Origin of the sequence: Streptomyces poriticola, from assembly GCF_036689765.1 — a bacterium.
Lineage (GTDB): Bacteria > Actinomycetota > Actinomycetes > Streptomycetales > Streptomycetaceae > Streptomyces > Streptomyces poriticola.
On record NZ_JBAGKH010000011.1, the window covers coordinates 70337 to 92384 of the forward strand.

The 22048-nt window shown below is 73.3% G+C and carries 23 protein-coding genes; 18 read left to right on the top strand and 5 right to left on the bottom strand.

Going from position 1 to position 22048, the window contains the following annotated elements; genetic code table 11:
* The first annotated feature begins 56 nt into the window (after positions 1-56).
* Positions 57-911, top strand: a complete 855-nt coding sequence (gene truA / locus V5O46_RS17110) for a tRNA pseudouridine(38-40) synthase TruA (RefSeq protein ID WP_332885461.1) — start codon at positions 57-59, stop codon at positions 909-911.
* A 111-nt stretch (positions 912-1022) separates the two neighbouring features.
* On the opposite strand, the gene V5O46_RS17115 is transcribed toward truA, so the two are convergent.
* Entirely contained in the window at positions 1023-1901 is an 879-nt protein-coding gene (locus V5O46_RS17115) for a hypothetical protein (protein WP_332885462.1), read from the bottom strand.
* 310 nt (positions 1902-2211) lie between these two features.
* Between V5O46_RS17115 and rplM the strand changes: the two genes are divergently transcribed.
* From rplM to glmM, 3 genes are all read left to right on the top strand, one after another.
* A complete protein-coding gene (rplM, locus tag V5O46_RS17120; RefSeq protein ID WP_187823218.1) occupies positions 2212-2655 on the top strand; it encodes a 50S ribosomal protein L13 in 444 nt (147 codons plus the stop codon).
* A 42-nt stretch (positions 2656-2697) separates the two neighbouring features.
* Positions 2698-3210, top strand: a complete 513-nt coding sequence (rpsI, locus tag V5O46_RS17125; protein WP_010036632.1) for a 30S ribosomal protein S9 — start codon at positions 2698-2700, stop codon at positions 3208-3210.
* 211 nt (positions 3211-3421) lie between these two features.
* Positions 3422-4780 carry a phosphoglucosamine mutase gene (glmM, locus tag V5O46_RS17130; protein WP_332885463.1) on the top strand — a complete coding sequence of 453 codons (1359 nt, stop codon included), beginning with the start codon at positions 3422-3424 and terminating at the stop codon, positions 4778-4780.
* Positions 4781-4919: 139 nt separating this feature from the next.
* Here the strand turns inward: glmM and V5O46_RS17135 are convergent, their stop codons facing one another.
* Together V5O46_RS17135 and coaA are read right to left on the bottom strand one after the other, a co-directional pair.
* Entirely contained in the window at positions 4920-5861 is a 942-nt protein-coding gene (locus tag V5O46_RS17135) for a DUF389 domain-containing protein (RefSeq protein WP_332885464.1), read from the bottom strand.
* Between the two features lie 44 nt (positions 5862-5905).
* Positions 5906-6874: a type I pantothenate kinase gene (gene coaA, locus V5O46_RS17140; protein ID WP_332885520.1), complete on the bottom strand. Its 969-nt coding sequence runs from the start codon at positions 6872-6874 to the stop codon at positions 5906-5908.
* A 225-nt stretch (positions 6875-7099) separates the two neighbouring features.
* Here coaA and V5O46_RS17145 point away from each other — a divergent pair, with 225 nt between their 5' ends.
* The 9 genes from V5O46_RS17145 to V5O46_RS17185 all read left to right on the top strand — a co-directional run bounded on the left by V5O46_RS17145 (position 7100) and on the right by V5O46_RS17185 (position 16340).
* Positions 7100-7885 (top strand): hypothetical protein, encoded by a 786-nt coding sequence (locus V5O46_RS17145; protein ID WP_332885465.1) that lies wholly within the window; start codon positions 7100-7102, stop codon positions 7883-7885.
* Positions 7886-8103: 218 nt separating this feature from the next.
* Positions 8104-9951 (top strand): glutamine--fructose-6-phosphate transaminase (isomerizing), encoded by a 1848-nt coding sequence (gene glmS, locus V5O46_RS17150; RefSeq protein ID WP_332885466.1) that lies wholly within the window; start codon positions 8104-8106, stop codon positions 9949-9951.
* Positions 9952-9982: 31 nt separating this feature from the next.
* Positions 9983-10354: a holo-ACP synthase gene (locus V5O46_RS17155; protein WP_332885467.1), complete on the top strand. Its 372-nt coding sequence runs from the start codon at positions 9983-9985 to the stop codon at positions 10352-10354.
* An 83-nt stretch (positions 10355-10437) separates the two neighbouring features.
* Positions 10438-11082 (top strand): formylglycine-generating enzyme family protein, encoded by a 645-nt coding sequence (locus V5O46_RS17160; RefSeq protein ID WP_332885521.1) that lies wholly within the window; start codon positions 10438-10440, stop codon positions 11080-11082.
* A gap of 87 nt (positions 11083-11169) precedes the next feature.
* On the top strand, positions 11170-12624 hold the full coding sequence (locus V5O46_RS17165) for an NAD(P)H-hydrate dehydratase (protein WP_332885468.1): 1455 nt from the start codon (positions 11170-11172) through the stop codon (positions 12622-12624).
* A 301-nt stretch (positions 12625-12925) separates the two neighbouring features.
* Positions 12926-14092, top strand: a complete 1167-nt coding sequence (gene alr / locus V5O46_RS17170; protein ID WP_332885469.1) for an alanine racemase — start codon at positions 12926-12928, stop codon at positions 14090-14092.
* Positions 14093-14244: 152 nt separating this feature from the next.
* On the top strand, positions 14245-15510 hold the full coding sequence (locus V5O46_RS17175; RefSeq protein WP_332885470.1) for an alpha/beta fold hydrolase: 1266 nt from the start codon (positions 14245-14247) through the stop codon (positions 15508-15510).
* Positions 15476-16000 carry a tRNA (adenosine(37)-N6)-threonylcarbamoyltransferase complex ATPase subunit type 1 TsaE gene (gene tsaE, locus V5O46_RS17180; protein WP_332885471.1) on the top strand — a complete coding sequence of 175 codons (525 nt, stop codon included), beginning with the start codon at positions 15476-15478 and terminating at the stop codon, positions 15998-16000. The genes V5O46_RS17175 and tsaE overlap by 35 nt, the downstream gene beginning before the upstream one ends.
* Before the next feature lie 187 nt (positions 16001-16187).
* Complete coding sequence (locus V5O46_RS17185) at positions 16188-16340, top strand: hypothetical protein (RefSeq protein ID WP_332885472.1); 153 nt, start codon at positions 16188-16190, stop codon at positions 16338-16340.
* Positions 16341-16392: 52 nt separating this feature from the next.
* On the opposite strand, the gene V5O46_RS17190 is transcribed toward V5O46_RS17185, so the two are convergent.
* Entirely contained in the window at positions 16393-16947 is a 555-nt protein-coding gene (locus tag V5O46_RS17190; RefSeq protein ID WP_332885473.1) for a hypothetical protein, read from the bottom strand.
* A 135-nt stretch (positions 16948-17082) separates the two neighbouring features.
* Here V5O46_RS17190 and tsaB point away from each other — a divergent pair, with 135 nt between their 5' ends.
* From tsaB to V5O46_RS17215, 5 genes are all read left to right on the top strand, one after another.
* A complete protein-coding gene (tsaB, locus tag V5O46_RS17195; RefSeq protein WP_332885474.1) occupies positions 17083-17736 on the top strand; it encodes a tRNA (adenosine(37)-N6)-threonylcarbamoyltransferase complex dimerization subunit type 1 TsaB in 654 nt (217 codons plus the stop codon).
* Positions 17737-17783: 47 nt separating this feature from the next.
* Complete coding sequence (rimI, locus tag V5O46_RS17200) at positions 17784-18272, top strand: ribosomal protein S18-alanine N-acetyltransferase (RefSeq protein WP_408649012.1); 489 nt, start codon at positions 17784-17786, stop codon at positions 18270-18272.
* Complete coding sequence (tsaD, locus tag V5O46_RS17205) at positions 18265-19350, top strand: tRNA (adenosine(37)-N6)-threonylcarbamoyltransferase complex transferase subunit TsaD (RefSeq protein ID WP_332885476.1); 1086 nt, start codon at positions 18265-18267, stop codon at positions 19348-19350. Before rimI ends, tsaD begins: the two co-directional genes overlap by 8 nt.
* A complete protein-coding gene (locus V5O46_RS17210) occupies positions 19347-19604 on the top strand; it encodes a hypothetical protein (protein WP_332885477.1) in 258 nt (85 codons plus the stop codon). Before tsaD ends, V5O46_RS17210 begins: the two co-directional genes overlap by 4 nt.
* Before the next feature lie 191 nt (positions 19605-19795).
* Complete coding sequence (locus V5O46_RS17215; RefSeq protein ID WP_332885478.1) at positions 19796-20809, top strand: LCP family protein; 1014 nt, start codon at positions 19796-19798, stop codon at positions 20807-20809.
* A 54-nt stretch (positions 20810-20863) separates the two neighbouring features.
* Here the strand turns inward: V5O46_RS17215 and V5O46_RS17220 are convergent, their stop codons facing one another.
* On the bottom strand, positions 20864-22048 hold the full coding sequence (locus V5O46_RS17220; protein WP_332885479.1) for a class I SAM-dependent methyltransferase: 1185 nt from the start codon (positions 22046-22048) through the stop codon (positions 20864-20866).

Genomic DNA, 22048 nt, shown 5'->3' on the forward strand with positions numbered 1-22048 from the left:
CGGGCCCGTTCCTCTCGAGGAGCGGGCCCGTCTTCTGTTGCTGAGAGGATGTCCACGTGAGTGATGCAGCAGCACCCGGTGACGTCCGTGTCCGGCTCGATCTGTCGTACGACGGGAGCGCCTTCCACGGCTGGGCCAAGCAGGCCGGGGGCCGGCGGACCGTGCAGGGCGAGATCGAGGACGCCCTGCGTACCGTGACGCGGTCGCCCCGGACGTACGAGCTGACGGTGGCCGGACGGACCGATGCCGGTGTGCACGCCCGGGGGCAGGTCGCCCATGTCGATCTGCCGCGGGAGGTGTGGGCCGAGCACCACGGCAAGCTGATGAAGCGGCTCGCCGGGCGGCTGCCCAGGGACGTGCGGGTGTGGGCGCTCAGGGAGGCGCCCCGCGGCTTCAACGCGCGCTTCTCGGCGGTCTGGCGCCGCTACGCCTACCGGGTCACCGACAACCCCGGCGGGGTGGACCCGCTGCTGCGCGGGCACGTGCTGTGGCACGACTGGCCGCTGGACGCCGACGCCATGAACGAGGCCGCCCGGGCACTGCTGGGCGAGCACGACTTCGCCGCCTACTGCAAGAAGCGGGAGGGCGCGACGACCATCCGTACGCTGCAGGAGCTGAGCCTGGTGCGCGGCGACGACGGGATCATCACCGCCACCGTCCGCGCCGACGCCTTCTGCCACAACATGGTGCGCTCGCTGATCGGGGCGCTGCTGTTCGTCGGCGACGGGCACCGCCCGCCCGACTGGCCGGGCAAGGTGCTCGTCGCCGGGGTGCGGGACTCGGCGGTGCATGTCGTACGGCCGCACGGGCTGACCCTGGAGGAGGTCGGCTACCCGGCCGACGAGCTGCTGGCGGCGCGCAACCGGGAGGCCCGCAACAAACGGACCCTGCCGGCCGCGCACTGCTGCTGAGCGGCTGCGGACGGGCGCTGAGCGCTCCGCCGGCAGTGCCGCGCTGCGCCGTCGCTCGTCTGCGGTGCCGTCGTGGCCGGTCGCGCAGTTCCCCGCGCCCCTTCCGGGAGCTCAGCCGGCCTCCGCCGCTGCGGAGGCCTGGGCCTGGCCGCGCTGGCGGATCTGCCGGAAGGTGAATTCCGCCAGGTCGTCGCCGGTGCGGAAGACCTTGGTGTCCTTCTCCGACACGTCCTTGCCGTTCGGGAACCCGGCGATGGTGAAGTAGGCGTACCGGCCGTAGGAATTGGTCGTGGACCGGCACACGGCGCCGCTGCAGAAGGAGTCCACTCCGCCCCCGGACAGGGAGCGCACGATGCTCTTGCTGTCCGCCTCCGTCTTGGCCCTGGTGGCCTGCGCCGCGGTGTCGAAGACGGCCACACCGACGGTGACGGCGACCCCGTCCGCGGTGTAGGTGACGCGGATCACCCGGGTGCAGTCGTTGGCGTCGAGGACCTTCGGCAGGCTGCCCTGGGCGGCGGAGGCGCAGGTGCGGGTGTCGGCCGTCGGGCCCTTCTTGTAGACGACGTCACCCATGGTGAGCTGCGTCCCCGGGAACAGGACGTCCGGGCCGAGCGGCGCCTTGTCCTTCTCGGCGCTGGAGACGAAGTCCTTCGGGTCCAGCGGCGGCGGTGCGCTGGTGGGCGCGAACGACGGGGCCGTGGCGCTCTCGCTGGGGATGTCCGCCGCCGTCGGCAGCCGGGAGGGGTCGCCGGAGGCCGTGCTGGAGCCGTTCGCCGACACCACGGCCACCGCGACGGCGCTGGCCACGGCGACCGTGGCCAGCGCGCCACCTCCGATGAACAGCAGCCGGCGCCGCTTGTTGCGGGCCTCGGACGCCTCGGCGAGCGCGGCCCAGTCCGGGGTCTGGTCGCCGCCGCTGTTCCAGGGCTGCTGGGATTGCGGTTTCCAGGGATCCCACTGAGACTGGGGTCCCCCCTGCCCAAAGCTCATGGGGCGCATCTTAGACGGGTCGCGTGGCGTGCTGGTCCGGTCCAATGGGGTCCGCGGTCCCGGACCGCGGACCCGTACAGTGGCAGTAGGCAGTGATCCCGCGTTTTGACCCTGTCCGGGTGCCCCGGTATTCTGCTTGCTTGTTGTGTATTGGCTTGCTCATTCTCACGGGACGGGCCCTTACACCGGTCCGCCGGGCCGATGACCAGCGACCAGCGCGCGGTTTGCGTCACCGCAGCGCGGTCAAGGCTGTCGTGATCGTTTCGGTGACCTGTTCAGGACCATTCACTCGAAGCGAAGGCTACGAACCGTGCGTACGTACAGCCCCAAGCCCGGCGATGTGACGCGCCAGTGGCACGTCATTGACGCTCAGGACGTCGTCCTGGGCCGTCTCGCCACCACCGCCGCCACCCTTCTGCGGGGCAAGCACAAGCCGATCTACGCGCCGCACGTCGACGCTGGTGACTTCGTCATCATCATCAACGCCGACAAGGTGCACCTGTCCGGTAACAAGCGGACCCAGAAGATGGCCTACCGTCACTCCGGCTACCCGGGCGGTCTGCGCTCCGTCCGCTACGACGAGCTGCTGGAGAAGAACCCGGAGAAGGCCGTCGAGAAGGCCGTCAAGGGCATGCTCCCCAAGAACTCCCTGGGCCGTCAGATGCTCTCGAAGCTGAAGGTCTACAAGGGTGACCAGCACCCGCACGGCGCGCAGCAGCCGCAGCCGTACGAGATCACCCAGGTCGCGCAGTAAGTCCGGCCACCCCCTAAGACCGAAGAGAATCTGAGGAGAATCGTGGCCGAGACCACTGCCGAGCAGCCGCTCGAAGAGCTTGACATCGACAGCTACACCACCGAGTCCGAGGTCCCCGTCGAGGGCGAGTACACCTCGGAGTCCATGGCCTCCCGCTTCGGCGAGCCCCAGCCGGCCGCCGGCCTGGGCCGCCGCAAGAACGCCATCGCCCGTGTCCGGATCGTCCCGGGCACCGGCAAGTGGAAGATCAACGGCCGCACCCTCGAGGACTACTTCCCGAACAAGGTGCACCAGCAGGAGGTCAACGAGCCCTTCAAGGTGCTGGAGCTCGAGGGCCGCTACGACGTCATCGCCCGCATCGCCGGCGGCGGCGTCTCCGGCCAGGCCGGTGCCCTCCGCCTCGGTGTCGCCCGCGCCCTCAACGAGGCCGACGTCGACAACAACCGCGGTGCGCTGAAGAAGGCCGGCTTCCTGCGCCGCGACGACCGTGCGGTCGAGCGGAAGAAGGCCGGTCTGAAGAAGGCCCGCAAGGCTCCGCAGTACAGCAAGCGCTAAGCTTCGCTGTCTGTACTCCGAACGCCCCGGCGGCACGCCAGTGTGCTGCCGGGGCGTTCGTATATCACCGCCGTCGGGCGTATAACGGCACAAGACGCTCAACGGCTTGTGCGATCGAATCACCGGGCACCGTGTGTGTTCGGGGCCCGGGAGCATGTGCGTGGGCCGCACCGGCACCGCTCCCGGGACTGACGCTTCCTCAGGAGGACAAGTGGGACGACTCTTCGGCACGGACGGCGTGCGCGGTGTCGCCAACGCGGACCTGACCGCCGAGATGGCCCTCGGTCTCTCGGTCGCCGCGGCACACGTGCTGGCCGAGGCGGGCACCTTCGAAGGACACCGGCCGACCGCGGTGGTCGGCCGGGACCCGCGAGCGTCCGGGGAGTTCCTGGAGGCCGCCGTCGTCGCGGGCCTGGCCAGCGCCGGCGTGGACGTGCTGCGGGTCGGGGTGCTGCCGACCCCTGCGGTGGCGTACCTGACCGGCGCGCTCGGCGCCGACCTCGGCGTGATGCTGTCCGCCAGTCACAACGCCATGCCCGACAACGGCATCAAGTTCTTCGCCCGCGGCGGCCACAAGCTCGCCGACGAGCTGGAGGACCGTATCGAGTCCGTGTACGCGGAGCACCGCACCGGCGCCCCCTGGGACCGCCCGACCGGCGCCGGTGTCGGCCGGGTCCGGGACTACGCCGAGGGCTTCGACCGGTACGTCGCCCACCTCATCGGCGTCCTGCCCAACCGCCTCGACGGTCTGAAGATCGTCCTCGACGAGGCGCACGGAGCCGCCGCCCGGGTCTCGCCCGAGGCGTTCGCCCGCGCCGGCGCCGAGATCGTCACCATCGGCGCCGAGCCGGACGGCCTCAACATCAACGACGGCTGCGGCTCCACCCACCTCGGCCAGCTCAAGGCCGCCGTCGTCGAGCACGGCGCCGACCTCGGCATCGCGCACGACGGCGACGCCGACCGCTGCCTGGCCGTGGACCACACCGGCGCGGAGGTGGACGGCGACCAGATCCTCGCGGTGCTGGCACTGGCGATGCGGGAGCGGTCGGCGCTGCGCCACGACACCGTCGTCGCCACCGTCATGTCCAACCTGGGCTTCAAGCTCGCCATGGAGCGCGAGGGCATCCAGGTCGTGCAGACGGGGGTCGGCGACCGGTATGTGCTGGAGGAGATGAAGGACAAGGGCTTCGCCCTCGGCGGCGAGCAGTCCGGCCACGTCATCATCCTCGACCACGCCACCACCGGTGACGGCACGCTCACCGGCCTGATGCTGGCCGCGAGGGTCGCCCAGAGCGGCCGTACGCTGCAGGACCTGACGTCCGTCATGGAGCGGCTGCCGCAGGTGCTGATCAATGTGTCCGACGTGGACAGGGCGCGGGTGGCCACCTCCGCCGAGCTGGCCACCGCGGTCGCCGAGGCCGAGCGGGAGCTGGGGAGCACCGGGCGGGTGCTGCTGCGTCCCTCCGGCACGGAGCCGCTGGTCCGGGTGATGGTCGAGGCGGCGGACATCGAGCAGGCTCGGTCGGTGGCCGGGCGCCTGGCCGATTCGGTGAAGTCGGCGCTGGGCTGAGCGCTCCGCCGGCAGTGCCGCGCTGCGCCGTCGCTCGTCCGCGGCGCCGTCGTGGCCGGTCGCGCAGTTCCCCGCGCCCCTTCAGGGCGCTGCCGAACCGCAGGGGACTTCGCCCGACCTGCTTGGTTTCTTGGCTGTCTCACCCCGAGCTGCTCATGCGCGGGCGCTGCCTTGCCCACAGGGCCTTCTGGGCGAGCAGGGTGAGCGTGCCGGCGAGGAGGATCGCCGAGAGGTTCAGCAGCAGCTGTTCCGTCGAGCGCCACGTCTGGTGGGTGTCGCCGTAGACGGCGGCCACGGCCGCGTTCGCGGCGGCCGGGATGGTCGTCACCGAGATGGCGACGCCCACCAGGGCGCCGGACTTGGCGGAGGTCAGCGAGAGCATTCCCGCGGTGCCGGCGAGCAGCGCCACGACGAACGACAGCAGACCGGGGTCGTAGACGAACCCCGTGTTGGGCCGCGCGCCGTCCAGTTGTGCCTCGCTGAACTGGCCGGCGGCGTCCATGACCAGGCTGAACACCGCCGTCACCAGCATCGCCACCGCGAAGCCCACCAGCAGCGCGGTCAGTGAACGGAGCGCCTGCCGGGGCGCCCGCTGCACCACCGCGGTGCAGATTCCGGCCAGCGGCCCGAACTCCGGGCCCACCGCCATCGCGCCCACGATGAGGATCGGGTTGTCCAGCACCACCCCGCAGGCCGCGATCATCGTGGCGAGCGCGATGAAGCCCAGGTAGGTGATCGACAGCGTGGACTCCTCGCTGGTCGCCTCCTCCAGCTCCTCCCACAGCACCGCGTCCGCGGCCTCGCCCGGGGTGGCCCGCTCGGCGCGGTCGGCGTCCCGGGACAGTGCCAGGGCCAGGTTCTCCGCGGTGATGGCGCCGTGAGTGTCGAGGCCCAGCGCCCGCAGGCCGCCGACGAGTTCGTCCGCCGACTCGCGTGCCACATCGCAGCTCACCAGGTCACCGGCGGGACTGCGGGCGGCCCCGGGCAGTACCACGAGGTGGGCGGTGCCGACCGTCCGGTCGATCAGGCGGACCACCGCCTCGGTCTGCCCGGCCGGCGTGATCAGGCGCACATGCAGCATGGCGCCCATCCAACAGTGCGTGCGTCCGTTCCTCGGGGAGGCCGTCACAGCTTGCGCAGGCTCAGCCGCTGCACCTTGTGGTCCGGTCCCTTGCGCAGGATCAGCGTGGCGCGGCCCCGGGTCGGTGCCACGTTCTCGATGAGGTTCGGCTTGTTGATGGTCCGCCAGGTGGTGCGGGCGTAGTCGAGCGCCTCCTCCTCCGACACCTGGGTGTACTTGCGGAAGTACGAGGAGGGGTTCTGGAAAGCGGTCGCGCGCAGCTTCTTGAAGCGGTTCAGGTACCAGCGCTCGATGTCCTCGGGGCGGGCGTCGACGTACACGCTGAAGTCGAAGTAGTCGGCGAGGCCGACCCGGGTGCGGCCGTCCTTTCCGGGGAGGGCGGGCTGCAGGACGTTGAGGCCCTCGACGATCAGGATGTCGGGGCGGCGCACCACGAGCTTCCGGCCCGGCACGATGTCGTAGATGAGGTGGGAGTAGACGGGCGCGGTCACCTCGTCCTTGCCTGCCTTGATGTCGGCGACGAACCGGGTCAGGGCCCGGCGGTCGTAGGACTCGGGGAAGCCCTTGCGTGACATCAGACCGCGGGCCTGCAGCTCCCGGGTGGGCAGCAGGAAGCCGTCGGTGGTGACCAGCTCGACGCGCGGGTGCTCGGGCCAGCGGGACAGCAGCGCCTGGAGCAGCCGCGCGACGGTGGACTTGCCGACCGCGACCGAGCCGGCGACGCCTATGACGAAGGGCGTGCCCGACTGGGAGCCCTGCTCCCCGAGGAAGGTGTTCAGCGCGCCTCGGAGGCCGTCCGTGGCGCCGACGTAGAGGTTGAGCAGCCGGGACAGCGGCAGATAGATGTCCCGCACCTCGTCGAGGTCGATGACGTCGCCGAGACCGCGCAGCTTCTCGACCTCCTCGGCGCTGAGCGGCAGCGGTGTCTTGTCGCGCAGCGCGCTCCACTCGGTACGGGTGAGGTCGACGTAGGGAGTCGCCTCCGGCCGGTGCCGGTGGGCGCTCCGGGGCATCGAGGAGGCCGGAGAGATCACAGTCCATTGTTAACGGAGTTCGAACACGTCGGCAGGTGGGGTGTGTCACGCCGCCGGCCGTCCTCCCGGGCGTGCGAGATCACGTCGGTGTCACGGTCGGATACCGGGTCGTCGCTTGATGATCATCTGTGGACTCCCTGTGTCTACAGTGCGCGCATGTGTGCGCGGAACCCTCCGCGACGTTCGAAGAGAGAGCTTCCTGACGTGACACGTCTCGCCGTTCGCCGTACCGCCCTCGCGGCCTCCGCCGCCGCCCTGGCCCTGCTCGCCACCGCTTGCGGCGGCTCCTCCGCCGACGGCGGCGACAAGGCCGAGGCCGGTGGCGGCAAGGCCGAGGCCGAGAAGACCACGGCCGCCGCCGAGGCGCTGACCGCCGACGAGTTGGAGAAGGCCGCCCTGACCCAGGCGGACGTCAAGAGCGGCAAGGTCGCCACCGCGGTGCCGGCCGGCGACGATGTCGCCCGGGACCAGGTGACCGCCGACGACGCGGCCTGTCTGCCGCTCGCACTGGCCCAGGCCGGTGTGGCCCAGGGCGAGCCGTCGGCCACGGTGAAGCGCAGCTACACGGGCGAGGCGGAGGAGCCCGCCGCGGACACGCCCCCGGAGGAGGCCATGATGGCCGCCCTGGACGTGGAGAAGGTGCTGGTGACCCTCTCCTCCCACGAGGGCGGGGCCGAGGGGGCGCTGAAGGAGCTGAGCACCGCCGCCGAGAAGTGCTCCGGCGGCTACACCGCCACCGCGGTCGGCGAGCCGATGAAGATCGTCAAGGTCGCGGTGGACGAGGCGCCCGCCGCCGGGGACGAGGCGCTCGCGCTCACCCTGACTCTCGACACCGAAGAGGGACCCCAGGCGCCGCAGAAGGTCGTCGTGGTCCGCAAGGGCGCCACGCTCGCCTCCTTCTCCGCGGTCAACCTCGCGGCGATGGCGACGGGCAAGGACTTCGAGATCCCGGCGGAGCTCGTCGACGCCCAGGTCGGCAAGCTCGGCTGACACGGGTTCGGCTGACGAGGCATCGGCTGACGTCGGCTTCGGCTGACGTCGGCTTCGGCTGACGCCGTGCCGGCTGACGCGACGCAGGCCGGCACCCGGGCATCCGGCGCCATCGCCGACGCAGATTCCCATCGGGGTGTTCGTACCCCGGTGGGAATTTCCGATTTCGGGCACGTGATGACGTGTTCGTGACCGGAATCGATCGTAGGGTGCCGGTCATGTGCGGAATCGTGGGATACGTGGGGGCGCGCTCGGCGCTCGATGTCGTGATGGCCGGACTGAAGCGGCTGGAGTACCGGGGATACGACTCGGCGGGCGTCGCCGTGCTCGCCGACGGCGGTCTCGCCGTCGCCAAACGGGCCGGCAAGCTGGTCAACCTGGACAAGGAGCTGGCCGAGCACCCGCTGCCCGCCGGCGTCACCGGCCTCGGCCACACCCGCTGGGCCACCCACGGCGGACCCACCGACGCCAACGCCCACCCGCACCTGGACAACGCCGGCCGGGTCGCCGTCGTCCACAACGGCATCATCGAGAACTTCGCCGCGCTGCGCGACGAGTTGGAGCAGCGCGGGCACGAGCTGGCGTCGGAGACCGACACCGAGGTCGTCTCCCATCTGCTCGCCGAGGAGTACTCCTCCTGCGCCGACCTGGCGGAGGCGATGCGGCTGGTGTGCCGCCGGCTGCGGGGGGCCTTCACCCTGGTGGCGGTGCACGCCGACGAGCCGGACGTGGTGGTCGGCGCCCGCCGCAACTCCCCGCTGGTGGTGGGCGTGGGGGAGGGCGAGTCCTTCCTCGCCTCCGACGTCGCCGCGTTCATCGCGCACACGCGGGACGCGATCGAGCTGGGCCAGGACCAGGTCGTCGAGCTGCGCCGGGACGGTGTGACGGTCACCGGCTTCGACGGCGACCCCGCGGACGTGCGCTCCTACCACGTCGACTGGGACGCCTCCGCCGCCGAGAAGGGCGGCTACGACTACTTCATGCTCAAGGAGATCGCCGAGCAGCCCAAGGCGGTCGCCGACACGCTGCTGGGCCGCGTCGACGGCACCGGCTCGCTGTCCCTGGACGAGGTCCGCATCTCCGACTCCGAGCTGCGCGAGATGGACAAGATCGTCATCGTGGCGTGCGGCACCGCCTTCCACTCCGGGCTGATCGCCAAGTACGCCATCGAGCACTGGACGCGGATCCCCTGCGAGGTGGAGCTGGCCAGCGAGTTCCGTTACCGCGATCCGATCCTCGACCAGCAGACACTGGTGATCGCCATCTCCCAGTCCGGCGAGACCATGGACACGCTGATGGCGCTGCGGCACGCCCGCGAGCAGGGCGCCAGGGTGCTGGCGATCTGCAACACCAACGGCTCGACCATCCCCCGCGAGTCCGACGCGGTCCTCTACACGCACGCCGGTCCCGAGATCGCGGTCGCCTCCACCAAGGCGTTCCTGACCCAGCTGGTCGCGTGCTATCTGGTCGCCCTGTACCTCGGGCAGGTGCGCGGGACGAAGTGGGGCGACGAGATCCGCGCGGTGGTGCGGGACCTGACGCGGATCCCGGGCGCGGTGGAGCAGGTGCTCGGCACCATGGAGCCGGTACGGGAGCTGGCGCGCTCGCTGACCGCGAAGAACACGGTGCTGTTCCTGGGCCGGCACGTCGGCTACCCGGTGGCGCTCGAGGGCGCGCTGAAGCTCAAGGAACTGGCGTACATGCACGCCGAGGGGTTCGCGGCGGGGGAGCTCAAGCACGGCCCGATCGCGCTGATCGAGCAGGATCTGCCGGTGGTGGTCGTCGTTCCGTCCCCGCGCGGTCGGTCCGTGCTCCACGACAAGATCGTCTCCAACATCCAGGAGATCCGGGCCCGCGGCGCCCGGACCGTCGTGATCGCCGAGGAGGGCGACGAGGCCGTCGTCCCGTACGCCGACCACCTGATCCGCATCCCGGTCACCCCGACCCTGCTGCAGCCGCTGGTGGCGACGGTGCCGCTGCAGGTCTTCGCCTGCGAACTGGCCACCGCCCGCGGCAACGAGGTGGACCAGCCGCGGAACCTGGCGAAGTCGGTGACGGTCGAGTAGGCGCCGGCCGCGGGCCCGTAGGGTGCTCGGCATGAGCATCATCGGGGTCGGGATCGACGTGGCCGAGATCGAACGGTTCGCGGTGTCCCTGAAGCGGACGCCGGCGCTGGCCGACCGGCTGTTCCTGCCGAGCGAACTGCTGCTGCCCAGCGGCGAACGCCGCGGCGTCGCCTCGCTCGCGGTGCGCTTCGCGGCGAAGGAGGCGGTGGCCAAGGCGCTGGGCGCACCGGCGGGCCTGCACTGGACGGACGCGGAGGTGTACGTCGAGGACAGCGGGCAGCCCCGGCTGCGGGTGACCGGGACGGTGGCGGCCCGGGCGGCGGAGCTGGGGGTGACGTCGTGGCACGTCTCGCTGAGCCATGACGCGGGGGTCGCCTCGGCGGTGGTGATCGCCGAGGGGTGACGCGCACAGGGGACGGGGAGACACGGGGCTGGAGGACTTGGGGGCGGAGGGACGGGGGAGTGGCGCAGACGGTGGACGTGACGATGGCGGCCGTTCCGGCGGGGCGGGTGACGCTGTCCGACCGGCGGACACAGCGCAGTTGGACGGTGGAGCTGCCGTCGTACCGGATCGCGGCGGTACCGGTCACCCGGGCGCTGTACGCGCAGGTCACGGGTGAGCCGTCGACCGGCGGACCGGAGGACCGGCGGCCCGTGGAGGGGATCTCCTGGCTGGACGCCGTGCGGTTCTGCAACGCGCTGTCGCTGCGCGAGGGGGCGCGGCCCGTCTACCGAGGCATCGACGTCGACGGCGAGGCCGTCACCCGGGACGCCACCGCCGGCGGCTACCGGCTGCCGACCGAGGCGGAGTGGGAGCACGCCTGCCGCGCCGGGACGTCCGGCCCGCGCTACGGACCGCTCGACGACGTCGCCTGGTACCGCGGGAACTCCGACGGCCGCGTCCACGCCGTGGGCGGCAGGCGGCCCAACGCCTTCGGGCTGTACGACATGCTCGGCAACGTCTGGGAGTGGTGCTGGGACCACTACGACCCCGAGGTCTACGGCAGTTACCGGGTGCTGCGCGGCGGTGGCTGGTTCGACGAGCACTGGAGCTGCCGGGCCTCCGTGCGCCGCCGCAGCCACCCGACCTTCCGCGTCGACGACGTGGGGTTCCGGCTCGCCCGGTCCTGAACCCGTCGCCGGGCAAAGGGGTGGGAACCTGTCAGGAGCCTCGGGAGCCATGACGTGGTCCGCCGTTGACGGGGAAGACTGTGCGGCATGCGTACTGCGTACAGCGTGGAGACGGTCAGAACGGCCGAGCGGGAGCTGATGGCACGGCTGCCCGAGGGGGCGTTGATGCAACGCGCGGCGGCCGGGCTCGCCGCCGCCTGCGCCGACCTGCTCGGGCGGGTGTACGGCAGCCGGGTCGTGCTGCTGGTCGGCAGCGGCGACAACGGGGGCGACGCCCTGTACGCGGGGGCCCGTCTCGCCCGCCGCGGGGCCGGGGTGAGCGCGGTGCTGCTCGCGCCGGAGCGCGCGCACCCCGGCGGGCTCGCGGCGCTGCGCCGGGCCGGCGGCGGTGTCGCGGCGGACGGCGGGGCCGCGGGCCGGCTGATCGAGCGGGCCGATCTGGTCGTCGACGGCATCGTCGGGATCGGCGGCAAGGGCGGGCTGCGCCCGGACGCCGAGTCCCTCGCCCGCGCCGCCGCCCGGTCCCGGGCCGCCGTCGTCGCCGTCGACCTGCCCAGCGGTATCGACGCCGACACCGGGGAGGTGCACGGGGCGGCGCTGCCCGCCGACCTGACGGTGACCTTCGGGACGCACAAGCCGGGGCTGCTGGTCGACCCGGCGCGGGAGTACGCGGGCTCGGTCCGGCTGGTCGACATCGGACTGGCGCTGCCGGGCGACGCCGCCGTCCTGGAGGCGCTGCAGCACGCCGATGCCGCGCGGCTGCTGCCGGTGCCCGGCGCCGAGAGCGACAAGTACCGGCGCGGGGTCGTGGGCATCGCCGCGGGGTCCGCCCGCTACCCGGGCGCGGCCGTCCTCGCGGTGTCGGGGGCGCTGCGCGGCGGGGCCGGGGCGGTGCGGTACGTCGGCCCCGCCGGGGACGCCGTGATCGCCCGCTTCCCGGAGACGCTGGTGTCGGACCGCGGGCCGAAGCGGGCGGGCCGGGTGCAGGCCTGGGTGGTCGGTCCGGGCGCCGGGGACGACGCCGCGACCGTCGCCGAGGTGGTGGCCGCGGACGTGCCCGTACTGATCGACGCGGACGGTCTGCGGCTCGTCGACGTGGGTGCGGTGCGTGCCCGCACCGCACCGACCCTGCTGACCCCGCATGCCGGCGAGGCCGCCGCGCTGCTCGGCGTGAGCCGCGAGGAGGTGGAGGCGGCCCGGCTGTCGTCCGCCCGTGAACTCGCCGCCCGCTACCGGGCCACGGTGCTGCTCAAGGGGTCCACCACACTGGTCGCCGCCCCGGACGGCGGCCCGGTGCGGGCCAACGCCACCGGCACGTCCTGGCTGGCCACCGCGGGCAGCGGCGATGTCCTGTCCGGCCTGGCCGGCTCCCTGCTCGCGTCCGGCCTGCCCGCCCGTGACGCCGGCAGCGTCGCCGCCTACCTGCACGGCCTGGCGGGCCGCCACGCGGCCGACGGAGCCCCGGTGGGCGCGCACGACGTGGCGGAGGCGCTCCCGGGGGTGTGGCGGGATGTGCGGGAGGAGGGGCGCGCGGGGGTCTGACGGTGGCCGGCTGGCGGGACGGTCCGGCCGGTGACCAGACGGTCTGGTGGATGGCTGGTGGACCCGATGCCCGGCGTTGCTGTTGCCGTGGCGTGGCGTGTCGATGCGGGACAGGTCCGTCTGTGGCGTGGTGTCGGGCGTCCGGGTGCCGGTGCGTGTTGCCGGTGCTCCGTGCCCCCGGGTGCTGCCCGGGATCCCGGCGTCGGTACCCGTTGCCGGGACCGCGTCGGTGGGTCTCCCGGGCCGGTCCGCTGCTGCTGGGGCGTCGGGCTGCCAGGGGGTTTTGAGACACTGGGCGGCGATGAACGAGAGAGCAGCCCAGGGGACCGCGGCTCTGCGGGCCCGCGCCGAGATCGATCTGGCCGCCGTGCGGGCCAACGTACGGACCCTGCGCGGCCTGGCGCCCGGCGCGGAGCTGATGGCCGTGCTGAAGGCCGACGGGTACGGACACGGGGCCGTCCCCTGCGCCCGCGCGGCCGTCGCCGCCGGGGCGACCTGGCTGGGCACCGCCACACCGGAGGAGGCGCTCGCGCTGCGCGCCACGGCCGGGCTGCCGGACGACGTCAGGATCATGTGCTGGCTGTGGACACCGGGCGGCCCCTGGCGGGAGGCGATCGACGCCGGTCTCGACGTGTCCGCGAGCGGGATGTGGGCGCTGGACGAGGTGACACGCGCCGCCCGCGGCGCCGACCGCCCCGCGCGCGTGCAGCTCAAGGCCGACACCGGCCTGGGCCGGGGCGGCTGCCAGCCCGGCGAGGACTGGTCCGCCCTGGTCGCCGCCGCCCGCCGCGCCGAGGCCGAGGGCCTGCTCCGGGTCACCGGGCTCTGGTCCCACTTCGCCTGCGCCGACGAGCCCGGCCACCCCTCCATCACCGCCCAGCTCACCCGCTTCCGGGAGATGACGGCGTACGCCGAACGGCAGGGCGTCCGCCCCGAGGTCCGGCACATCGCCAACTCGCCGGCCACCCTCACCCTCCCCGGGTCCCACTACGACCTGGTCCGCCCCGGGGTCGCGATGTACGGCCTCTCGCCCAGCCCCGAGCTGGGCACCCCCGCCGACTTCGGGCTGCGCCCGGTGATGACGCTGTCCGCGTCCCTCGCGCTGGTCAAGCACGTCCCCGGCGGCCACGGCGTGGGCTACGGGCACCGCTACACCACCCCCGGCGCGACCACCCTCGGCCTCGTCCCCCTCGGCTACGCGGACGGCATCCCGCGCCACGCCTCCTCCAGCGGCCCGGTTCTGGTCGACGGCAAGTGGCGCACCGTCGCCGGGCGGATCGCCATGGACCAGTTCGTCGTCGACCTCGGCGGCGACGAGCCCGCACCGGGCACCGAGGCGGTGCTGTTCGGGCCCGGGGACCGCGGGGAGCCCACCGCCGAGGACTGGGCGCAGGCCGCGGGCACCATCGGGTACGAGATCGTGACGCGCATCGGAAGCCGCGTTCCGCGCGTCTATACCGACGCGTGAGCGTTCTATACCGATGTGTGACCCGTCGATGAGTGACAGGTCACTGAGCGACGGACCGACGAGTGACATTCTCGCGTGGGTGACCCACGCGTTCAGGTGAATCGGGCCACCGGAGCAGCCACCCGCCCGGCCCCGGCGAAGAGGAGCGGTACGTGAGCGAGAGCAGCGGGGAGGCCGTCGCGGACGTCGCCGCGGCAGCCGTCGCCTCCGCCGCACAGGCCGCCGGCGAGGCCGCGGCGGGCGGCTGGCGCCGGGCGACCGGCGTCGCGGGCCTCGCCATAGGGGTCGTCGCGGCGGGCGCGGCGGCCGGCGTCGCGATAGAACGGCTGACCGTCGGCCGCGGGATGCGCCAGAAGGCCCGGCTCGCCCTGGACGCCACGGGCCCTTACGGCGCCCTGCGCGGCACCCCCGGCCGGACGCACGCCGACGACGGCACCGAGCTGTACTACGAGGTCGACGAAGTCGAGCCGGAGGGCGGCCCGGCACCGCGCCGTCGGCGCCTGTTCGGCCGCAGGCCCCCCGCCCCGGTCACCGTCGTCTTCAGCCACGGCTACTGCCTCAACCAGGACTCCTGGCACTTCCAGCGCGCCGCCCTCCGCGGCGTGGTGCGGACCGTGCACTGGGACCAGCGCAGCCACGGCCGGTCCGGGCGCGGCGTGGCGCAGACGAGCGGCGACGGGCCGGTCACGATCGACCAGCTGGGCCGGGACCTGAGGGCGGTCATCGACGCGGCGGCGCCCCAGGGCCCCATCGTGCTGGTCGGCCACTCCATGGGCGGGATGACGGTGATGGCCCTGGCCGACCAGTTCCCCGAGCTGGTCCGCGACCGGGTGGTGGGCGTCGCCCTGGTCGGCTCCTCACCGGGGCGGCTCGGCGAGGTGAACTTCGGGCTGCCGGTGGCCGGTGTCAACGCGGTGCGTCGGGTGCTGCCGGGCGTGCTGAAGGCGCTGGGGCAGCGGGCCGACCTGGTGGAGCGGGGGCGCCGGGCCACGGCCGACCTGTTCGCCGGGATCATCAAGCGGTACTCGTTCGCCTCCCGGGACGTGGACCCGGCCGTGGCCCGGTTCGCCGAGCGGATGATCGAGTCGACGCCGATCGACGTGGTCGCGGAGTACTACCCGGCCTTCGACGACCACGACAAGACCGAGGCGCTGGCCCGCTTCGCCGGGCTGCCGGTGCTGGTGCTGGCCGGGGTGGAGGATCTGGTCACGCCGAGCGAGCACAGCGAGACCATCGCCGGGGTGCTGCCGGACGCGGAGCTGGTCCTGGTGCCGGACGCCGGTCATCTGGTGATGCTGGAGCACCCGGAGGTGGTCACCGACCGCCTCGCCGATCTGCTCGCCCGTGCGGGTGCGGTGCCCGCAGGGGCTACCGTTGAGGGCTATGGAAGCACCGGCAGGACCGCACGACCCCGCTGAGCCGACGCGCGCCGTCGAGATCACCGTCACCTCCCCCGAGCAGATGCGGGAGCTGGGCCGCAGGCTGGCCAAGCTGCTGCGCGCCGGCGACCTGGTGATGCTCTCCGGGGAGCTGGGCGCGGGCAAGACGACGCTGACCCGGGGGCTCGGCGAGGGCCTCGGGGTGCGCGGCGCCGTCACCTCCCCGACGTTCGTGATCGCCCGGGTGCACCCCTCCCTCGGGGACGGTCCGCCGCTGGTCCATGTGGACGCGTACCGGCTGTCCGGCGGCCTCGACGAGATGGAGGACCTCGATCTGGACGTGTCGCTGCCGGAGTCGGTGATCGTCGTGGAGTGGGGCGAGGGCAAGGTCGAGGAGCTGACCGACGACCGGCTCCAGCTGGTGATCCACCGGGCCGTCGGCGACACCACGGACGAGGTGCGGCACGTCACGCTGACCGGGATCGGCGCGCGCTGGGCCGAGGCGGACCTGAGCGTGCTCGCGGCCTGAGCCGTCGTACCGGGCGCGGGTGTTCCCGGCGGGTACGGCGCGGGTGTTCCCGGACTCGTCCGGCGCGGGTGTTTCCGACAAGTCGTCGGCAAGATGTTGCCTTCGGAGTGCCGCGCGTGGTCACATGGTATCCAGTTCGCGGTTAGGCATGCCTAACCACGTCGCCCCCGAGCTTCAGGAGGCGTCCATGCCGGCTTCGGAGCCCCAGACCCCGCCGCAGGTGTCCATGCGCGACCTGCTCGCGTCCTGCGCCGCGGCGACCACCGTCTCCACGCCTCCGCGGGTCCCCGAACCCCAGCACCCGCAGGCACCGCGCACCGAGCACCCCGAGGCCGCCTGACCCGGCGCGGCCGGCCCCGAGAGCGCCCTGGGCCGCACCGGTGCCGTCGGCGTCAGCGGATGACGACGACCTTCTCGCCGATCGTCGCGAACTGCCACATCGCCTCGCCGTCCGCGCGCGACTCCCGGATGCCGCCGGTGCGCAGCCGCGGGTCGGGCTCCGCCGTCGAGCCGTCCACCGCCGCGCTGAACCCGACGACCACACCCTTCACGTCGGCGAACCGCACGACGTGCTCGACGGGGACCCCGTCGGATCCGGTCACCCGGTTGGAGCGGGAGGTGACCGCGTAGGTGCCCGGCGGCGGGTCGACGGCACTGGGGGTGACCTCGAACGTCCGCTGCACCTTGTCGCCCGCGCCGACCAGCCACACCCGGTCGTCGTCCAGCGAGTAGACCACCCGTTCGCCCGTTCCGGACCCGGCGGGCAGGGCGGTCGGGTTCCGGCTGTCGCGGGGGGCCTTCGAGGCGCCGGGCGCCGGGGAGGCCGTCGCGTGCGGCCGGCCCAGCCCGGCCGGGACGTTCGCCGACGCCTGGTAGGCGAGGACACCGACCGTGACCAGGGCCGCCGTGGTGAGCCCGGCCACGATCCCGGAGCTGCTGCCTGCCACTTGCGACCACCTTGGTGTCGTACGTCCCGCGCCGTGCCTGATGCGGCGTTCATCCCGCTTCGGGCGACGGTAGCAGCAGGTGACCGACCGAACGGGGCGGCCGACAGCGCTCCCGGCGCGCCGTACGCTGTTTGCGTGCTCTTGCTCGCTCTGGATACCGCAACCCCCGCCGTCACCGTCGCACTGCACGACGGCACGCACGTCATCGCCTCGTCGAGTCAGGTGGACGCGCGCCGCCACGGTGAGCTGCTGCTTCCGGCCGTCGACCGGGTGCTCACCGAGGCCGGTCTGCGGCTCGACGCGGTCACCGGCATCGTCGCCGGCACCGGCCCCGGCCCGTACACCGGGCTGCGCGTCGGCCTGATGACCGCGGACACGTTCGGACTCGCGCTCGGCGTGCCCGTGCACGGGGTGTGCACGCTGGACGCCCTGGCGTACGCCGCCGACCTCCCGGGCCCCTTCGTCGTGGCGACCGACGCCCGCCGCAAGGAGGTCTACTGGGCCCGCTACGCCGACTCCCGCACCCGGCTGACCGACCCGGCCGTCGACCGCCCCGCCGACATCGCGGAGCAGGTGGCCGGGCTCCCGGCCGTCGGTGCGGGCGCGCTGCTGTACCCGGACACCTTCCCCAAGGCGCACGAGCCGGAGCACGTGTCCGCCGCCGCGCTGGCCTCGCTGGCCGCGGAGCGGCTCGCGGCGGGCGTGGAACTGCCCGCCCCCCGGCCGCTGTACCTGCGCCGCCCCGATGCCCAGGTCCCCAAGAACTACAAGGTGGTCACCCCGAAGTGACCGAGTCAGCCCGAGTGACCGAGTCAGCCGCCGCCGTGCTGCGAGAGATGCGCTGGTGGGACATCGATCCCGTGCTCGAACTGGAGCGGCGGCTGTTCCCCGAGGACGCCTGGTCGCGGGGCATGTTCTGGTCCGAGCTGGCCCATGCGCGCGGTCCGCAGGCCACCCGGCGCTATCTGGTCGCCGAGCAGGGCGGCCGGATCGTCGGGTACGCGGGCCTGGTCGCCTCCGGGGACCAGGGGGACGTGCAGACCATCGCCGTCGCCGGCGAGTACTGGGGCTCCGGCCTCGGCTCCCGGCTGCTGACCGAGCTGCTGCGCGCCGCGACCGCCTTCGAGTGCGCCGAAGTGATGCTGGAGTGCCGGGTCGACAACGTCCGCGCGCAGAAGCTCTACGAGCGCTTCGGCTTCGAGCCGATCGGCTTCCGGCGCGGCTACTACCAGCCGGGGAACGTGGACGCCCTGGTGATGCGCCTGACCGACCCCTCCGCCTCCGTACCGGGAACCGACCGAGGAACCGAGAACAACCATGCCTGACGAACCCCTGGTGCTGGGGATCGAGACCTCCTGCGACGAGACCGGCGTCGGCGTCGTGCGCGGCACCACCCTGCTGGCCGACGCCGTCGCCTCCAGCGTCGACGAGCACGCCCGCTTCGGCGGGGTCGTGCCGGAGGTGGCCAGCCGCGCCCACCTGGAGGCGATGGTCCCCACCATCGACCGCGCGCTGAAGGACGCGGGGGTCACCGCCCGCGACCTCGACGGCATCGCCGTCACCGCCGGCCCCGGCCTGGCCGGCGCCCTGCTGGTCGGCGTCTCGGCGGCGAAGGCGTACGCCTACGCGCTCGGCAAGCCCCTCTACGGCGTCAACCACCTGGCCTCGCACATCTGCGTCGACCAGCTGGAGCACGGCACGCTGCCCGAGCCGACCATGGCGCTGCTGGTCTCCGGCGGCCACTCCTCGCTGCTGCTGTCCTCCGACATCACCTCCGACGTCCGCCCGATGGGCGCCACCATCGACGACGCGGCCGGAGAGGCCTTCGACAAGATCGCCCGGGTGCTGAACCTCGGCTTCCCCGGCGGCCCGGTCATCGACCGCTACGCCCGCGAGGGCGACCCGGACGCGATCGCCTTCCCGCGCGGTCTCACCGGGCCGCGCGACCCGGCGTACGACTTCTCCTTCTCCGGGCTGAAGACGGCCGTGGCCCGCTGGATCGAGGCCAAGCGGGCGGCGGGCCAGGAGGTGCCGGTGCGCGATGTGGCGGCCTCCTTCCAGGAGGCGGTGGTGGACGTGCTGACCCGCAAGGCGGTGCGCGCCTGCAAGGACGAGGGCGTCGACCACCTGATGATCGGCGGCGGTGTCGCCGCCAACTCCCGGCTGCGGGCGCTGGCCCAGGAGCGGTGCGAGGCGGCCGGCATCCGGCTGCGCGTGCCGCGGCCCAAGCTGTGCACGGACAACGGCGCGATGGTGGCCGCGCTCGGTGCCGAGATGGTCGCCCGCAACCGGGCGGCGTCCTCCTGGGACCTGTCGGCGGACTCGTCCCTGCCGGTGACGGACCCTCATGTCCCCGGCCACGACCATGTGCACGAGGTCAGCAAGGAGAACCTGTACTCGTGACCGTCGCGCTGATGTGGGAGGCGCGGGCGGTACCCGGCCGCGGTGCGGAGCTGCTCGCGTGGGCGCGGGCGCAGGAACTCCCCGGCCGGCCGCTGCGCCGGGAGACCCTCCGCGCGCCCCAGGACCGCGTCCTCGTCATCACCTGGTGGGACGCGGAGTACGACGCCGAACTCCCGGAGCTCCCCGAGCCGGACGCCGCGCTCGTCATCCGTGCGGTCCACCGCTGGCGGTTCGAGTCGGTGGCCGCCGGCTGAACACCGGAGCCGTGCTGTCCCTGCCCGCCCTGTGCCGTGCCCGTGCCGTCCCTTGCCGACCCCGGAAGTCTGAGAATTTCCACAGAATGCCGGCCGGGGATCTCCCGCGGCAACAATCCGGACTTATGTTCTGGGCGTAGGTGGTACCCGGGTGGCCGGGACACCACGCAGTCGGGGACAGGGGCGGGAACATGGCCGGGCAGCGCGCGAAGATGCTGAGGGCCGCCGCCGTCGCCCTGGCCGGTGTCCTGCTGCTGGGTATCGCCGCCGCCGGCTGGGCCTACGTCCGCCTCGACGGCAACATCACCGGCGTCGACATCGACGGCGCCCTCGGCGACGACCGCCCGCCGAGGCCGCGGGCCACGTCCTCGGCGTCGCCCTCCGCCGCCCCGCCGGCCACCGGGGCACTGAACATCCTGGTGCTCGGCTCGGACTCGCGCAGCGGCGCCGGCAACAAGGAGCTCGGCGGCGGCGACAGCGAGGGCGCCCGCTCCGACACGGCGATGGTCGTCCACCTCGACGCGGGCCGCACCGGCGCCACGGTCGTCAGCATCCCCCGCGACACGCTGGTCGCCCGCCCGGCCTGCCCGCTGCCGAACGGGGAGCAGAGCCCGGCGGCGCACAGCGCGATGTTCAACACCGCGTACGAGCTGGGCGGGCCGGTCTGCGCGGTGAAGACGGCAGAGGCGCTGACGAACGTCCGCATGGACCACTACGTGGAGCTCGACTTCACCGGCTTCACCCGGCTGGTCGACGCGCTCGGCGGGGTCACCGTCACCACCGAGCAGGACATCGACGACGCCAAGAGCCGTCTGCACCTCCCGGCGGGCACCCACCACCTCGACGGCACCCGGGCCCTGGGCCTGGCCCGCACCCGCCACGGCATATCCGGCGGCAGCGACCTCGCCCGCATAGAGCTCCAGCAGCAGCTGGTCCGGGCACTGCTGGAGCAGATCTCCGCCACGCGGCTCCTCACCGATCCCGCGGCGCTCTACCGGGCCGCCGACGCGATCACGGGCAGCCTCACCACCGACACCGGACTGGACTCCCTGGGCGAGCTGACGGCCCTCGGCCGGAGCCTGGCGGGCCTGTCGCCCGACGACGTCCGGACGGTCACGATGCCGGTGCTCCCGGCTCCGTCGGACCCCAACCGGGTGGTGGCCGACCAACCGGACGCCGACGCGCTCTGGGCGTCCCTGCGCTGACCGGACACCAGGCGGCAGCACTCGCCGCACCGGCGTCGGACACCTCACCCGGCGTCAGCCCGCCGGCCGTCCGATCAGCATGGCCGGGGCGCCCGCCACCCGGGTCAGGAACACCGTCGCCGCATGCGGACCCCGCGGCCTGACCATGCGGCGCAGCTCCTCCGGTTCGACCGCGGAGCCCCGCTTCTTCACGGTCAGCGCGCCGACCTCCCGCTCCCGCAGCAGTGCCTTCAACCGCTTGACGCCGAACGGCAGATGGTCGGTGATCTCGTACGCCGTGGCGTAGGCCGTCGGCCGCAGCGCATCCGCCGTGACATAGGCGATCGTCGGGTCGAGCAGCCCGCCGCCGACCGACTCGGCCACCTCGGCGACCAGACGGGCACGGATGACGGCGCCGTCCGGCTCGTACAGGAAGCGCCCCGGCGGGCGGACCGCCGGGTCGGGCAGCCCCCGGGAGAGCAGCGTGCGCGGACCGGGCAGCAGGGTCGCGCGGACCGCACCCGGCTCGGTGCCGAACCACAGCACCGCCTCCTTCACGTCCCCGCCGTCGGAGATCCACTCCGCCTCGGCGTCCTCGGGAACCGCCTCGTGCGGGATGCCGGGCGCGACCTTCAGCGCGGCGGCACGGGGGGCCGTACGGGCCGCCCCGACCGCCCAGGACAGCGGCGGCGAGTACGCCTCCGGGTCGAAGATCCTGCTCCGCCCGGCACCTCCCGACCGCCGGCCGCGGCGCGCAGGATCGACGAACACCGCGTCGTACCCGTCGGTGTCCACCTCCGTCACATCCGCCCGGCGCACCTCGACGAGGCCGGTCAGCCCCAGCGCCTCGGCGTTCGCGCGGGCCGTCTCCGCCGTCACCGGGTCCCGGTCCACCGCGAGCACCCGGATCCCGGCGCGGGCCATCGCGATCGCGTCCCCGCCGATCCCGCAGCACAGGTCGGCGACGGAGGTCACCCCCAGCTCCCTCAGCCGCCCCGCCCGGTACGCCGCCACGCTCGCCCGCGTCGACTGCTCGACCCCGTCCGGGGTGAAGAACATGAGCTCCGCGTCCTCGGCGCCGAACTTGGCCACCGCCCGCTGCCGCAGCCGCGCCTGCCCGAGCGCCGCCGACACCAGCTCGGCGGGGTGGGTGCGGCGCAGCCGGGTGGCGACGGCCAGTTCATCGGCCGGGGTGGTGGAGCGCACCTCGTCGAGGAGGGCGCGGCCTTCGGGGGTGCGGAGGGCGTCGAGGTCGTTCAC